This is a genomic window from Streptomyces sp. NBC_01237, assembly GCF_035917275.1.
Lineage (GTDB): Bacteria > Actinomycetota > Actinomycetes > Streptomycetales > Streptomycetaceae > Streptomyces.
In genome coordinates this window covers 425,282-440,440 of the sequence record NZ_CP108508.1, presented here as the reverse complement: position 1 = coordinate 440,440, position 15,159 = coordinate 425,282, and the positions used below count along the sequence as shown (strand labels likewise).

The window sequence follows — 15,159 nt, the reverse complement described above, 5'->3', positions numbered from 1 at the left end:
TACCGGCCCGCGGCCCGTACGGCAGGCCGCCGTGTTCAGCGGTGGGACTCCAGGCGCCCGCGATGCGGCCACTTCGGCAGTCCGGGCGCTTCCGGGAACCCCTCGGCTCGGGCGCTCGGCATCCCGATCCGCAGCAGGTCGGTGCTCCGGGCGTACAGCAAGAAGCGCTCCCAGAGGGGCCGGTACGTGGCGTTCGCGCGGTAGAGCGATTCGATCTGCCATCAGCGGGAGAAGAACGTCAACAGTGAGCGCCACAGCCGCAGCACCGGACCCGCGCCGGTCCGGGAGCCGTGTTCGAAGACCGCGCGGAACATCGCGAAGTTCGGCGAGATCTGGGTGATGCCGAGGCCGCCCGCGCGCCGGATCAACTCCAGCACCATGAACAGGAACAGCCCGTTGTCCGAGTTCCGGTGACGCGGCATCAGGTCCAGCGAGAGCCCGTCGCCACCCCATGGGGCGAAGCGCAGCAGGGCACGCGTCCGTCCGCCGGCAACACGGCAGACGAGTATCACGCAGCGCCCGTCCCGGGGGTCGCCGAGACGGGCGCTGCGCCATGGGGAAACCGCGTTCCGTCGCCCCGTCGCTCGTGGGGGCGGCCGGAGAGGTGGGGCGCCACCCGGCTGAAGGCGGGTGCGCCGCGCCCCTGCCGGCCGCGGCGTGACCCACCGCCCGGACGGAGGAACGTCCGGGCGGCGGGCCACGGTGATCAGTGGCGCAGGTTGAGACGGTGCACGCCGCCGTCGATGGTGCCGACGTAGAGGGTGCGGCCATCGGGGCCCGCGGCCAGTTTGGTGGTGTCGGTGTTCTGCAGGCCGGTGGAGATGTTGTGCCAGCTCCGACCGGCGTCGGTGCTGCGCATGACGCCGCGGCCGCCCTGGAGGAGGCCGCTGGCCCTGGAGCTGGTGGTGGCCGCGTAGAACGTGTCCTTGACCCGGAGCAGGTCGGAGACATGGATCGCGAGAGCGCCGGTGTCCGCGGTGCGGAAGGTCCGGCCGCCGTCGGAGCTGACGCGGATGCTCTCGCCGCCGATGACGAGACGCCGTCCGTCGAGATCGATCGCGGTCACCGGGCCGTCGGTGACTTTGGTGACCGTCACCCCACCGTCGTCGGACCGGTAGAGACCGGCCGTGTTGCCGAGCCACAGGCGCAGCGGGTTCGCGGGGTCACCCACGATGGTGTCGAAGGAGCGCTCGTGGTAGAGGTTCTTCCACGTCGAGCCGCCGTCGCTGGTGGCGAACAGCCCGCGGCCCAGAAGGCTTTGGAAGCTGACCATGATCCGGTTCGGGTCGGCGGGGTGGACCAGGAGTGCGGTCGGCACCTCCGCCGAACTGCCCCTGTTCTCCCAGGTGGCACCCCCATCGCCGCTGCGCTCGACGGCGAACGCGCCGAACCCGGTGCGCCGGACCTTCCAGACCACCTTCGGATCCTTGGCCGACACGGCGAGCTGGGGCACGCCGACGCCCCGCCCGCCCTCGCCGCCCGACCGGCCCCATTCCGGGCTCGCGACGGGAAGCGCGGTGCGGTAGACCGCGCTCTCGGTGGCCGCGAGCAGATGGCCGTCACTGACGGCGAGAGCGTTGACGGTCAGCCCCTGGACGCCGATCCGTCGATATCCGGTGCCGTCCGCGGCACCCCGGTAGAGACCGTCCTGCTCGCTGGAGACGGTGACGGAACCGTCGGCCCAGCGGTCGTAGTCCACCGGTACCGCTGCCCTGGACGGCGCGGCGACCTCGCTCCACGTCCGCCCGTGGTCGCGGCTGAGACGGCCCTTGCCGGTCAACGTGCTCAGGTACAGGTCGTCACCCGAGAGGGTCAGGTGGAGGCCGCCTTCCGTCATGGACAGCAGGGTGGTCCAGGTCTTTCCGCTGTCATGGGAACCGACAACTCCACGGCCCGGGACATACATCGCCACGACGGAGGAGTCGGCGGCCAGCCTTCCGACGGCTCCGTCTGCCGCGTCGAAGAGCGGCCGTGCCTCGCCGGGGTTGCCCGAGCCGATGCCGGAGCGGGCCCAGACACCATGATTCGTCGTCATGTAAAGGGAGTCGCCGGTGATGGCGGCGGAGGTGATGGCGCCGGTGACACCGGTCGGATACGTCGTCCAGTGGTCGCCCGCGTCCGTACTGACCAGCAGTGCGTCCGAGGAGACCGCGACCAGGGTGCGGGTCCGTTCATCAGTGGCGAGCGCCGCGATGCGCGTGTCCGGGAGGCCGAGCGTGCGCCAGGTCCGCCCGTTGTCATCGGTGCGCAGGATGGCGCCCCGGCGACTGCCGTCGCGGACGCTGTTCACGACGTACCACCAGCGGTCGGGATTCTTCGCGTCCACCACGAGCGGTCCCGTGCCGTCCGGGACGGGAAGCCGTCCCAACTGGCGCCAGGAGGCACCATTGTTGGTGGTCAGCCAGGGAGCCGCCTTCTGGTACTGGGTGAGGACGGCCTGCTTCGGACGGCTCGACGAGAGCGCGACGGAGCCGGCCTCGCTGTGGGGACCGACCGGCTCCCAGCGGTCCTTTCGGCTGTCGACCGGGGTGACTTCGAAGGCGCCGGCGCCGGTGAGCCGCTGTCCGGTACCGGCGGTGCCGCGTACCGAGACCCGGTAGGCCCCGGCCGCGCTGCCGGTCACCTCGGCCCGGTAGTAGCCGTTGGCGGGATCGAGCGTGGAGGTGACCTCGACGGCCTTGCCGCGCGGCGGGGTGACGGTGACGACCGGCGGTGCGGCCAGCCGGGTCGGCGGGGCGATGTGCACGGTCGAGTGACCGTCGCTCGGGTCGGGCGCGGCCTGGACGGCCAGATGGCGGACGGCGAGCAGGTAGGGCACCTCGATCGCCGGACCCCGGCCGGGAGTCGCCGTGAGACGGCCGCTGATCTCGGTGTCGGCCACCGGCCGGGCGACGCGCAGCGAGACCGTGACGGTCGCGGTCCTGCCGGCCGGCACGGTGACCCGCTTCGGCGAGACCGTGGCCGGACCGTCGGTCCGCAGCGATGTCACGACCGGGTGGCTGCCGGGGTTGCGCAACGTCACCCTCGCGACGCCGCCGACGTGACGCCGGGACAGATCGGCGAGCCCGAACGACACCGACGCGGGTGAGGCGCCGACCGTGGCCGACGCGGCCGCGGCCACATCGAGCCGGCCCGAACCCTGTGTCGTGGGCCCGCTGCCCTTCAGCGGCTCGGCAGTGCCGATCAGCGCGGCCTTGATCTCGGCGGGGGCCCGGTCGGGATGCAGCTGGCGCAGCAGGGCCGCGGCGCCGGCGACGTGCGGGGCGGCCATCGACGTACCCGACATGCGGTACTGGCCGGGCCCGTACAGCGCCTTGGGGATGGTGGAGCGGATCTCCACACCGGGCGCGACCAGGTCGGGTTTCAGGCCGAAGGCCGGTGTGGGGCCGCGGGACGAGAACGAGGCGATCTGGTCGGTGGTGTCGGTGCCGCGCAGCGTCACCGACACCTTCCCGGCGGCGAGCCGGGTGCTCAACTCCGCGTACTGGGTCGAGTCGATGCCCATCACCACCAGGCGGTCCATGCGCAGCGAGTCGCCGGAGGCGTCGATCCGCGCGGACGAGGACGGCACCTGGACCACTCCCGGCTCGGGGTTCACCTCCGGCGGCCGGACCTCTCCCGGCGCACCGGCGACGAACACCGGGCCGTCGTTGGAGGGCAGGCCGGCCAGTGCGGCGATCGCGCCGCGCTTCTCCGCCTCCTGCGCCCACTCCACCGCGCTCCCCGTCAGGTACTGGGCGCTGGCGGCGACGAGCATCCGGGCCCGTACGATCTTGCCGCGTACGTCCCCGGCCCGCTTCCAGTCCTCGGCGGTGCCCTCGCCGACATCGACGAGCGGCGCCGTGACGGGGCGCTGCGGCGGGTTCGCCGACAGGATGCCGCGGTAACTCTGGATCAACTCGGGTTTCGTGCCTGCCAGATACGCGCTGGGCAGGCGCAGATTGCTCGTCGACGCGCCGACCGAGACCACACCGTCGGCCGTTCCCGGACTGCTGACCGTACCCGGGCCCGGACCGTCGTTGCCGGCCGCGGCCACCACGACCACACCGGCCTTTACGGCCGCGGTCGCGGCGCGGCCCAGCGGATCGGTGCCGTCGCCCGGGCCGCCGAGGCTCAGGTTGATGACATCGGCGCGGTGCGGGCCGGCCGGATCGGAGGCAGCCTCGATTCCCGCGATGATGTCCGATGTGTAGCCGGAGCCGTCGGCGTCCATCACCTTGTAGGCCAGCAGATTCGCGCCGGGCGCCACGCCGGTGACGCCGCCCTTCCGGGCCGCCTTGCCCGCGATGATGCCGGCGACATGGGTGCCGTGGCCGTTGTCGTCCATCGGGTCCTCGTCGCCGTTGACGAAGTCGTGCCCGCCGACGACCTTGTGCCCCTTGCCGAGTCCGCCGCCCAGGTCGGGGTGGCTGTAGTCCACGCCGCTGTCCAGGACCGCGACGGTGGTTCCCTTGCCGGTGACGCGACTTCCGGCGGAGTCCTTGCGCTGCCAGACGCCGGGCGCTCCGATCAACGGCACGCTCGCGTCCGTCTTCGTCAGCACCCGGGTGTCGGGGAGGACGGCGGTGACGCCCGGCAGCGCCGACAGCCGCCCGACCTCGGAGGCGGGCACCGTCATGGCCACGGCATTGACGAGCAGCCCCAGTCTGCGGGTGGCCGAAGCGTGCAGCCCGGCGCTCTTCACCGAGCCGAGGAACGTCACCTGCCGCGCGTCGAGCGCGCGGCGGGCGGCACCGACGCCGCGGGCGGCCTCGGCGGACAGCAGCGATCCACCGGGTGCGGCGGTGACCGCGGGGCTCCCGGAGAGTTCGACGAGCACTCGTTGCGACGGGTCGGGCGCGGCCGCGTCGGCGGCACCCGGTATCGCCGCCAGCGTGCCGGCGAGAACAACGGCGGCGAGGGCGGTATGACGCGATCTTCGTGACTTCATTGCCATGCCTAAAGGTCTTAACGGTGAGGGCACTTGTCGCACAACTGATCTTCGTGGCCCATTGCTGCCGCTGGCACAAGTGGGCCACCATCCGTCCATGACTCCCGAAACACCGCAACTCACGGCGGCAGGCATCGATCCGTTCGACGAGAGCGTCTACCGCGCCGTCCTGACCCGGCGGACGGCGGCGCCCGCCGAACTCACCGCGGATCTGTGCTGTTCGGCCGAGCGCGTCGCCAGGGCGCTGGACCGGCTCCGTGACCACGGGCTGGTCGGCCGCCTCTCCGGTTCCCGCCGCCGCTACGCGGCGATCGAGCCGGGCGCCGCGGTCGAGGCGCTGGTGCGGGCCAGAAGCAATGAGCTGGAGCGGGTCCGTTCTGCGGCCGACGAGCTGTCCCGGCTGTTCGCCGCCGCGCGCACCGGTGCGACGTACGAGGACGAGGTGGAGATCACCACCGGCAGCGAGGCGCTCGGCCGCTGGTTCGTCCGCCTTCAACAGGAGGCCCACGAGGACGTGATGACCCTGGACCGGCCGCCGTACGCCCTGACCACCTCCAACCCGGTGGAGGCGACGGCGCTCGGCCGCGGCGTACGGTACCGCGCGGTCTACGCTCCCGAGGCCCTGGAATGGCCGGGCGTGCTCGACGACATCCGCGAGCTGGTCCGGCACGGCGAACAGGCCCGCGTCCTGCCCGGCCTGGGCATCAAACTCGCCATCGCCGACCGCAAGCTCGCCCTGATGCCGCTCTCCCTCGACCTCAAGGGGGTGCGCGCCGCGGTGATCCGCCCCTCCACTCTGCTCGATGCCCTCACCGACTACTGGGAAATGTGCTGGGAGCGGGCACTGCCCCTCAACGCCCCGGCGGAGGACCCCCTCGGCGAGGAGGACCGGCTCGTCCTCACCCTCCTGGTCAGCGGTCTCAAGGACGAGGCGATAGCCCGCCAGCTCGGCTGGTCCGTCCGCACCATGCGCCGCCGCATCAGCCGGCTGCACGACCTCCTCGGCGCCGCCAACCGCTTCCAGGCCGGAGTGATCGCGGCCCGCCGCGGCTGGTTGTGAGGCAGCACGCGCACAGCGGACGGGGCGTCGATGAGCGGGCGTCGGCTCTCGTCCCGGTGCGCACCGGGACGGGGCTTCGGTGGGAGCGGGCGCGGGGGAATCCGGCGGCCGTCCCCGGGGCCCGAGGGATCAGGCCGCTGTTCCCGCCTCCGGTGCTCAGGCCGACGTGGTCAGGCCGACGTGGTCAGGCCGACGTGCTCAGGCCGACGTGCTCAGGGCCGCACGGGTCACGGGGTACGCGAACTCCTGGCCGGCGCAGTAGCGTTCCACCTCGTCCAGGGCACTGCGGGTGATGCGCTGGAGCTCACCGCCGAGTGAGCCGGCGATGTGCGGGGTCAGGAGGACGTTCGGCAGCGAGTACAGCGGTGAGGTCGCCGGCAGCACTTCGGGGTCGGTGACGTCGAGGACGGCGTGGATGCGTCCCGACGACGCCTCGGCGGTGAGGGCCTCGGTGTCGATGAGCGAGCCCCGCCCCGTGTTGACGAGGGTGGCGCCGTCCCGCAGGAGCGACAGTCTGCGGGCATCCAGCAGATGGTGGGTCTCGGGCAGGGCGGGGGCGTGCAGCGAGACGACGTCGGAGACCGCCAGCATGTCGTCGAGTTCGACGAGCCGGGCTCCCATCGACCGGGCCGCAGCGGGGTCGAGGTGGGGATCCGCCAACAGGACGTCGAAGTCGTGGGGCCGAAGCAGTTCCAGCACCCGGCGTCCCACGAGGGAAGCGCCCACCAGGCCGACCGTCCTGCGGTAATTGCCGAAGCCGGGGTAGTGCGCCGCCCAGTCCAGGGTCTCCCGGTGCTCGCGGTAGAGCCCGCCGATCTCCAGCACGCGCTTGTTGGCGAAGAGGATGGCGGCGACCGTGTACTCGGCGACGGGTACGGCGTTGGCGGCGGCCGCGGTGGAGACGAGGAGTCCGCGGTCCCAGCACGCGTCCGTCACATGGTGCTTGACGCTCCCCGCCGCGTGCACGACCGCCTTCAGCGCGGGCATCCGGGCCAGCACGGCGTCGTCGAGCGGGGGGCATCCCCAGGACGTGATCAGGAGGTCGACGGTGGCCGGGTCCGGAATCCGTTCGAAGTCCTCCGTGACGAACTGCGGGTCGATGTCGACATGACGCGTCAGCCGGTCGAGCGCGGCCGGAGGGAAGAGGGCGTCGTGGTGCCGGCGGCCCATCGCGAACAGGGCACGCGGGCGGGGCTGGGTGGATGGCATGGGGATCCTCATGACGGTGGCCTACTTGACGGCGCCGGCTGTCATGCCGGACTTCCAGAACCGCTGGAGCATCAGGAAGAGGACGACCAGGGGAACCACGGACACCAGCGATCCGACGATCGCCAGCAGGTAGTCCTGCGGATGTCCCTGGGAGAGCGCGGAGGAGTACCAGACGTACAGACCGAGGTTGACCGGGAAGAGGTCCTTGTCGGACAGCATCACCAGGGGCAGGAAGAAGCTGTTCCAGATCTGGGTGAACTGGAAGAGGAAGATGGTCACGAAGCCGGGCGCGATCATGGGCAGGGCGACCCGGCAGAAGATCCTGAACTCGCCGGCCCCGTCCATCCGGGCGGCCTCAAGGACCTCGTCGGGGATGTAGGACGCGCTGAAGACCCGGGCCAGGTACACGCCGAACGGGAACACGAGACCGGGGACGAACACGCCCCAGAAGCTGTTCACCAGACCGGCCTTGGCCGCGATCAGGTAGAGCGGTATCGCCATGGCCGTTCCGGGCACCATCACGCCCAGCAGAACGAGGGAGAAGAGCCTCTCCTTGCCGGGGAAGACCAGCTTGTCGAACGCGTATCCGGCGGCCACACCGAACACCGTCGCCAGCAGCCCGCCGACACCGGCGTACAGGATCGTGTTGAGCAACCAGCGCAGGAAAATACCGTTGTCGGCCTCGAACAGGTACGTGAGGTTGTCGACGAGCGCGAAGTCGTTGCCCGGTGCGAAGCCGTTCGTGGCGAAGAGGTCCTCGCGGCTCTTGGTGGACGACAGGACCAGCCAGAGCATCGGCAGCAGTGTGTAGAGGGCGGCGAGACCCAGCATCGCGGTCACGCCGGCCTTGGACAGCAGGACCGATGAACGGTTTCCGGGCCCGCGCCGGAGCGGCCCGCCCCCGGCCTTCCGCTCCGGGGCCGTGGTGGACGCCGGGGCGTTGCGTGTCATGGTTTTGGTCACGACTGGCTCCTGCTGCGCGAAATACGGGTGACGAGGAATGACAGCACCGCGGCGAACAGCGCGATGAGCAGCGAGGCCGCTGCCGCCAGACCGAAGTCGTTGTGGGTGAAGGCGGCGGTCTGGACGAACATGTTGGGCGTCCAGCTGCTGCCGATCGAGCTGGAGGCGCTGTAGATGACCTTCGGCTCCGTGAAGAGCTGGACCGATCCGATCACGGTGAACAGCACGGCCAGAGCGATGGCCGGGCGGATCATCGGCACCTTGATGGACAGGGCGGTACGGATACCTCCCGCACCGTCGATCTTCGCCGCGTCCAGGGCCTCGCCCGGCACCGCCTGCAGGGCGGCGTAGAAGATGACCATGTTGTAGCCGATCCACTCCCAGACGGCGATGTTGGCAGCGGAGTACACCGCGTTGTCCGCCGACAGGAAGTCGATGTCGAGACCGCCGGCGCCGAGGAAGTCGATCACCGGGCTCAGCCCGGGCGTGTACAGGTAGACCCAGATGAGTGCCGCGATCAGACCGGGCACCGCGTGCGGGAGGAACAGGGCCAGCTGGAAGAAGGCCCGCGCCTTGGCCAGCGCCGTGTCCAGCAGCAGGGCGAGGACGAGTGCGCCACCGATCATCACCGGGATATAGATGGCGACATACGCGGCGATCGTGAGGAAACCGCCGCGGAACGCCGGGTCCGACAACGCGTGTACGTAGTTGTCCAGTCCGGCGAAGACCTCTTCCGTGCCACCGAAGCCGAGGCCGGAGGTATGGGTGGTGAACAGACTCATCCAGCCGGCATAGAACAGCGGCGCGAGGGTGACGGCGGCGAAGAGGACGAAGAACGGTGCCAGGAGCAGTGCGGCGGTACGGCGCTGGGCGCGGGCTGACGGGCTTGTCACACCGGGCCTTTCTCGATGAGAGCGGGAAGCTGCGCGGGCGGGAGTCGAAGTCGGCCTCGACCGGCGGGCCGGACCTCGGCTGACCAGGGGGTCGCGTACTACGGGGAGACCTTCATCCCGCGACGTTCCATGTCCTTGACGGTGGCCTGCTGGGCGCCGGTGAGGACGTCGAAGAGCTTCACCCTGCCCTCGGCGACCTTCGGGAGCTGGTCGACGACGGCTGTGTTGGTGGTTCCCATGACAGGGCCCCACATCCAGCCCGGCCGGACTGCTTCGTAGGACTTGCCGCCCACGGCGTACACGTCCTGGCCGCCGAAGTAGTCGGTGGGGAAGGCGGCCTCGGTGACCGGCACGAGACGGGGATCGGCGGGGAACATACTGCTGGTGCCGGAGGAGACCCACGCCTTCATGCCCTCGGGGTCGGTGGTGATCCACTTGATGAACTCGGCGGCGGCCGCGCTGTTCTCGGCGCCCTTCGGGACGACGAAGGAGGAGCCGCCGTACATGGCGGAGGCAGGCTTGCCGTCCCAGGTCGGGACCGGGGCCACCGACCACTTGCCCTTCTGGTCGGCGACGGTCGCCTGCTGGGCTCCCGCGCACCAGCTCGCACAGACGTAGGCGACGGTCCGGCTCTGCTGGACACTCGTCCAGAACGGGTCGAGCGAACTCAGCGAGTGGACGAGGTCCTGCCGGGCGAGGTCACCCCAGTAGTCGGCGACCTTCCGGGAGGGAGCGTCGGTCAAGGACACCTTCCAGGAGTCCTTCTCCGTATCGAACCACTGGGATCCGGCCTGCCAGGCGAGGGCGGTCAGCAGTCCCGGGTTGTCGGTGTTCAGCACCCCGCCGCGCGCTTTCGGGTCCGCCTTCTTCACCTGGCCGGTCATGTTCCGGTACTCGTCCCATGTCTTGGGGACGTCGATCCCGTGGCTCTTGAAGAAGTCGCTCCGGTAGTAGAGCATCAGCGGCGCGGCGTCGCGGGGAACACCCCACGTCTGGCCCCCCAGCTCTACCAACTGCCGTACGGATTCAGGGAAATGGTCCTTGACCAGGGGGCCGAGAGACTCGCCCAGTTCCTCCAGCTTGCCCTGAGTGGCGAACTCCGGCAGCTGCGGGTACTCGACCACCGCGACATCCGGTACGGTGCCGGCCTTCACGGCGTTCGTGAGCTTGGAGTAGTACTCCTGGCCCGAGGGCACCGCCTCGAAGGTCACCTTGATGTCCGGGTGGGTCCGGTTGAAGGCCTCCGCCACCTTGTCGGAGCCCTTGACGAAGGACCAGAAGGTGATCTCTCCCGTGCCCTTCGCCGCCGTGGGCTTCCCGTTGTCCGAGTCTCCGCACCCTGTGGCCAGCAGGCCAAGTGCCGCGACGGAGCAGACCATCGCTGTCAGTCGTCTACGAAACATGATGTGCCACCGATCGTTTGCCTGGGTGTCACCGCAATCATTCGTTACGTACGACAGCGAGTCAATGCATTTGCTTTCGTTTTCTTCAAACGAAGCCACATGGCATCACATGGTCATACGCCCGCACGACGTTCGGCACCACAGGACGCGCGGACCCGCAGTTCCGGGCGGAGCAGGATCTCCGCCAGCGGCGTGGCGGGGTCGGACAGCCTGCGTACCGCCAGGTCCAGCGCCCACGCCCCCACCGCCTGTTTGGGGGGTGCCACCGCGGTGAGAGGCACCTCGCTCAACTCGGCCACCTCGTCGTCGTAGGTGACCAGGGCCAGGTCCTCCGGCACCCGCAGCCCCCGTGCGCGCAGGAGGCCGACGAGGGCGATGGCGTCGATGTCGTTGTGCACCAGCGCCGCCCGGACCTCACCGGATTCCACGGCCCGGACCACCTCGTCGAAACGTGCGTCGGCCGGAGCCGCATCGCCATGGGTGACGATGCGGTACTCCGGCCCCGGCCGCAGCCCCATGGCCGCCACGGCGTCGGCGTACCCGGCGCTGAGCAGAGCCGTGTTGGGGCTCTCGACTCTCGCGACCAGGGCCACCCGGTCGTACCCGAGCCCGGCGAGATGGCGTACCGCCAGCGCCGCTCCGTAGGCGTGATCGGAGGCCACCTGCTCCAGCCTGCCCGCCCGGATCCCCGCCCTGCGCTCCACCAGCACGGCCGGCACCTCAAGGGTGCTCAACCACTGCTCGGCCTCGTCCAGCGGGCGCAGGCCCGGGTGCAGCATCAGCAGCAGGCTGTCGATCCCGTCGGCCATGAGCTGGCGGACCTGCTCCCGGTTCTCCGCCAGGGACTCCCCGGAGACGGCGAGCACGATCCGGACGCCGCGCGAGCGGGCCGCGTTCTGTACGCCGCGGATCACCTCCGCGTAGTAGTAGCCGCCCGGCGGCACCACCAGGCCGACGGCGTACGTCTCCGCGGTGGGCGGGGGGCCGGGGGCCGGGGCCTCCGACGGAGCGGGATGCGCCGCGGCCAGGGCCCTGGCCCCGCCGTGCACCCGGGTCAGCAGTCCCCGGCCGGCCAGCTCCCGTACGTCCTGGCGCAGGGTCACGGCGGAGACCCCCATCTCCTCCGCCAGCGCCTTCACGGTGATCGAACCCTGGTGCTCCACCGCACGCAGGATCGCTTCCCGCCGCTCGTCAGCCAACACCTTCAGTCCCCTCTCGGTAACGAGTGAGTCATATTCCTTCACTCGACAACCGAAAGATATCAATCAAAGGTCATCAGGGGCCTGGAACAACGGATCCGCTACGGGAGCGCCCCTCGCCTGCGGAGGGTCAGCGCGAAGGCCTGTCGTCGACCGCGACGAGGCTGGAACCGCGGAGCGTGTAGAGCAGTCCTCCGTGCGCGTTGACATGCGGGCCGCTGTACCAGGCCCCATTGATGTCGGCGACGACCGTACTGACGGCGAACGTCTTCGGGTGGAAGCGGAAGAGGGTGGTGTCCGAGACGCCGTAGACGGCCCCCCGGTTGGTGACCATGGCGGCGAAGCCCTTGCTGACGCTGCTGACGTCAGCGCTGTGCACCACCTTCCGGGTCCGCCGGTCGACGACGAACAGACCGCCCTTCGTGGTGAGTCCGTAGAGGTTCCGGCCCTGCACCGCCAGGGCCGCCACGCCCGCCGTCTGCTGCGGATCGAGACGCCACTGCTCCTTTCCGGTGACCGGATCGACGGCGACGACCGTGGCGCGCGGTCCCTCCTTCGAGGCGTTGTCGCCGCCCAGGTAGGCGACGCCGTCCCGGTTGGCCACGGCCCGGACGAGCTGGATGTCGTCGATCGGATTGACGTAGGAGGCCGACTTCCCGGTCTTCGGCGAGTATGTCCACAGAGCGCCGCCGCCCTCGGTGTCGGACTGCACGCCGACGAGCAGCAGCCCGTTGTCCGGGTCCCACGAGGTGTCCAGCGGGCGGTTCTGCTCGCTGGGGAAACTCGCGGCCTGCTGCGGCTGCCGTCGTGCGGAAGGGGAGTAGCGCCAGATGCCCTGCGCGTTGTACTGGCCGGTGTACAGGACACCATCGATCACTTCGGCGTCCTTGGCCTCACCGGGTGCCCGCAGGTTGACGACCTCGCCGCTCTTCAGATCGCGCCGGGAGACGGCGCCGTTGCCGCCGAGGTAGACATAGCCGCGGCCGGCGGCGATCCCCATGCCCGCTTGCGGTCCCGCCTTCGCTCCCGCGTCGTGCAGGTCGGTGACCACCGACGTACGGGCCGACACATCGATCTCGGCGACGAAACCGTAGCCCGAGACGACCGCCAGCTTCCCGTCGACGTGGTCCACGCCCCAGATCTCGCCGAGGTCCGGTCCGGTGAACTGCACGGGGGAGATGGTCCTGTTCGCCTTCGAGTAGGCGTGCACTCCCGTCTCGGAGGCGAAGTAGAACCGCTCCTCGTCGGCGGCGAACGTCTTGACGACCTTGCCCTCGGTGGCCACCACGGTGTACGAGGAGAGGTCCTCCAGGTCCATCACGGCCACCTTCGCGGGATCGACTCCGCCCGACGTGCCGACGATCAGGTGACCGTCCACGACAGCGAGTTCACGCAGGCTGGGGTCCTTCTCCATCTCCTTGGGCACGATCGAGGTGAACGTGCGGGTCTGCCGGTCAAAGGCGAACAGAGACGCCCTGCTCGCGCCGCTCCCGCCGGCGAGGACGCTGCCCGCCCCGAAGAAGACGGTGGTGTCCGTGGCCGCGACCGCCCTGGCCAGGGTCGCCTTCGGGTCGGGGGCGCCCCGGTCGGTGACAACGCCGGTGGCCGGGTCGTACTCCCACAGGACGGGTGCCTTCCCCGGGACGCCGCCCACGGCGAAGACCGTACCGTCGGGGGCGACCGCCAGATCCCGGATGTCGCGGTCCTCGGTCCTGCCGATGGCCACGGCGGGCTTGTCGGGCGTCTTCAGGTCCCACCGGTAGAGATTCGGCCTGCCCTGGTCGGCCTTGACCAGGACGCCGATGTAGAGGTACCGGCCGGTGGGGTCCGCCGCGAGTGCCTGGACGGAGGGCTCGGGCCCTGCGCCGAGGTGGGTGGACGACACCACCTTCCGGCTCGGCAGATGGAACCCGACGACGCTGGAGGGGGTCAGATTGCGCGAGCCGATATAGACGGTGTCGCCGACCAGCAGTCCGCTCATCAGTGAGAACTGGACCAGACCCGGTCCCAGATCGGTCACCACCGTCGAGGGCGCCGCACCGGCTGCCGCGACGGCCCGGGGAGCGAGGAGAGATCCGGCGGCAGTGGCCAGCCCGAACGCGCCACCGGCCTGGAGCAGTCGGCGCCTGCTGGGGGAGGGAGAGTCGGTCATCTGTACTCCAAGAGGTGTTGAGTCTGCTGGATTCACGTCAGGACAGGTCGAAGACGCGGATGTCGTCGTGCTGGACGATCCGCGTGGGTACGTCACCGTTCTCGATCGACTGCGAGGGACGGTAGAGCCCCCACTTGAGGTAGCCGTGATCGGCGGGATTCCCCGGCCGGTAGGTGCGCACGTTCTCGTACGAGACGACCGGCTGATGGGCGGACCGGCCCGGAAGCCGCACGGAGACCCGGAAGTAGCCCGTCTCGTCGGTGGTCCAGCGCGCATCCACGCGGAAGTTCATCCACGTGTTCACATAGGGACGGAGATCCGCCACGACGGTCGACTGCCGGTTCAGGTGCGGCGACCGGAATGCCACCTCATTGCGCTTCGTCATGAGGTAGAACGCGGGGACATTGCCCCCCGCGTACTTGCCCTGGAAGACGATGTCCCCCGACTCGCTGTCTCCCGGCGCGTACGGCTGCCAGTCCTTGAGCAGCACGCTGAACTCGTAGCGCTGCACGTCACCCACGACGAAGCGACCCGATGCGAGCAGGTCCGTCGCGCTCTCGCTGCGCGGCGCGCCGTCGGACTCGTATTCCGGATCGCCGAGCGTCACCTTGTGCTGGACCGCGTACGAGCCGCCGTGTGCGGGCTGCGCGACGCCGGAGGCGTCCGGCGCCGTCGCGTGTGTCGTGGTCAGGGCCTCCACTCCCGAGTCCACGGTTCCGGTCTCGTAGTCCACGCGCAGCTTCTCGGTGGTGGCCCGTGCTGCCGCGGAGCTGACGAGCGAGATCGGTTCCGGATCGGATCCCGGCGCATGCGGCGACAGGACGGGAACCAGCAGCGCCCCCGCGCAGAGGGCGGTCGACACCTTCGGAAGCCTGATCATTTCACTCCTCGACATCGTGGGACCGCAGGAACCGGCCGAAAGGCCCCCGTCCGGCTCGCGTCCACTGGGCGTACGACCGCGGGCCGTGCCGGGCCATACGTTCGGTGACGGTCAGCACGGGGCGTCGAGAGGGTGCCGAATGTGCCACTTCAGGCGACATGCCTGGATAGTGACTATTCGGCACGATCGGGCGATGTGGCCGAAGCTCAAACGATGAAGTGACATCACTTGAGCTCGCATCGAGGGCGACCCGTGCAGCCTGCATGCTGACACGGATCCGAATGAAACCGAAAGAGTGACGACGCTGATTAATTTAGATCAAGGCATGACAGCTATATGACCATGGTTTCGTTGCCGCAATAGGCCATGGAGTCGAAGGGGTCGTGGCTCCGTCTGTCGCGAGAGTGTCATCGTTCGATGGATTGTGATGCGAAACGGAAGGGAAGGGTGAGCGGCAGAAGAGCTCACCA

At 69.9% G+C, this 15,159-nt stretch carries 9 protein-coding genes and 1 pseudogene; 1 reads left to right on the top strand and 9 read right to left on the bottom strand.

Annotated elements, in window-relative coordinates; translation table 11 throughout:
• Nucleotides 1-35: 35 nt before the first annotated feature.
• Both OG251_RS02045 and OG251_RS02040 read right to left on the bottom strand, forming a co-directional pair.
• Nucleotides 36-582, bottom strand: a pseudogene (locus tag OG251_RS02045) (phosphatidylglycerol lysyltransferase domain-containing protein); the annotation flags it as partial.
• 124 nt (nucleotides 583-706) lie between these two features.
• The gene (locus OG251_RS02040) at nucleotides 707-4,930 is read right to left on the bottom strand and encodes a S8 family serine peptidase (protein WP_326675276.1); all 4,224 of its coding nucleotides are present in this window, start codon (nucleotides 4,928-4,930) and stop codon (nucleotides 707-709) included.
• Nucleotides 4,931-5,027: 97 nt separating this feature from the next.
• On the opposite strand from OG251_RS02040, the gene OG251_RS02035 reads away from it, so the two are divergent.
• Nucleotides 5,028-5,990: a helix-turn-helix domain-containing protein gene (locus tag OG251_RS02035; RefSeq protein ID WP_326675275.1), complete on the top strand. Its 963-nt coding sequence runs from the start codon at nucleotides 5,028-5,030 to the stop codon at nucleotides 5,988-5,990.
• 198 nt (nucleotides 5,991-6,188) lie between these two features.
• Here the strand turns inward: OG251_RS02035 and OG251_RS02030 are convergent, their stop codons facing one another.
• The 7 genes from OG251_RS02030 to OG251_RS02000 all read right to left on the bottom strand — a co-directional run bounded on the left by OG251_RS02030 (nucleotide 6,189) and on the right by OG251_RS02000 (nucleotide 14,689).
• On the bottom strand, nucleotides 6,189-7,160 hold the full coding sequence (locus OG251_RS02030; protein WP_442818408.1) for a hydroxyacid dehydrogenase: 972 nt from the start codon (nucleotides 7,158-7,160) through the stop codon (nucleotides 6,189-6,191).
• Nucleotides 7,161-7,220: 60 nt separating this feature from the next.
• A complete protein-coding gene (locus tag OG251_RS02025; protein WP_442818407.1) occupies nucleotides 7,221-8,150 on the bottom strand; it encodes a carbohydrate ABC transporter permease in 930 nt (309 codons plus the stop codon).
• A gap of 8 nt (nucleotides 8,151-8,158) precedes the next feature.
• Nucleotides 8,159-9,055 (bottom strand): carbohydrate ABC transporter permease, encoded by an 897-nt coding sequence (locus OG251_RS02020; RefSeq protein ID WP_326675272.1) that lies wholly within the window; start codon nucleotides 9,053-9,055, stop codon nucleotides 8,159-8,161.
• A 98-nt stretch (nucleotides 9,056-9,153) separates the two neighbouring features.
• The gene (locus OG251_RS02015; RefSeq protein WP_326675271.1) at nucleotides 9,154-10,458 is read right to left on the bottom strand and encodes an ABC transporter substrate-binding protein; all 1,305 of its coding nucleotides are present in this window, start codon (nucleotides 10,456-10,458) and stop codon (nucleotides 9,154-9,156) included.
• 113 nt (nucleotides 10,459-10,571) lie between these two features.
• Complete coding sequence (locus OG251_RS02010) at nucleotides 10,572-11,660, bottom strand: substrate-binding domain-containing protein (protein ID WP_326675270.1); 1,089 nt, start codon at nucleotides 11,658-11,660, stop codon at nucleotides 10,572-10,574.
• A 127-nt stretch (nucleotides 11,661-11,787) separates the two neighbouring features.
• Nucleotides 11,788-13,809, bottom strand: a complete 2,022-nt coding sequence (locus tag OG251_RS02005; RefSeq protein WP_326675269.1) for an outer membrane protein assembly factor BamB family protein — start codon at nucleotides 13,807-13,809, stop codon at nucleotides 11,788-11,790.
• Between the two features lie 37 nt (nucleotides 13,810-13,846).
• Entirely contained in the window at nucleotides 13,847-14,689 is an 843-nt protein-coding gene (locus tag OG251_RS02000; RefSeq protein ID WP_326675268.1) for a heparin lyase I family protein, read from the bottom strand.
• Between the last annotated feature and the right edge of the window lie 470 nt (nucleotides 14,690-15,159).